This is a genomic window from Gilvimarinus sp. 1_MG-2023, from assembly GCF_030548285.1.
Genome location: NZ_JAUOSC010001425.1, coordinates 1 through 249 on the forward strand (window position 1 = coordinate 1; position 249 = coordinate 249).

The 249-nt window shown below is 51.0% G+C and carries 1 protein-coding gene; it reads right to left on the reverse strand.

Annotated features, from left to right (window positions below; all coding sequences use genetic code 11):
* Positions 1-249 (reverse strand): AAA family ATPase (locus tag Q4563_RS21540; protein WP_303605977.1); only part of this gene is annotated, 249 nt, incomplete at both ends.

A 249-nucleotide genomic window follows, 5' to 3' on the forward strand; every position in this document is an offset into this window, starting at 1 on the left:
GAACTACGCTCAGACCGATCCCGAATAATTTGATCCAGTCCGGCAAAGGCTCCTCCGCAAATAAACAGGATATTGGAGGTGTCCACCTGTAGAAATTCTTGCTGCGGGTGTTTTCGACCACCTTGTGGCGGCACGGATGCAACAGTCCCCTCGACGAGCTTCAGTAATGCTTGCTGAACCCCCTCGCCTGATACATCACGTGTGATTGACGGGTTGTCGGATTTACGTGAAATCTTGTCAATCTCATCG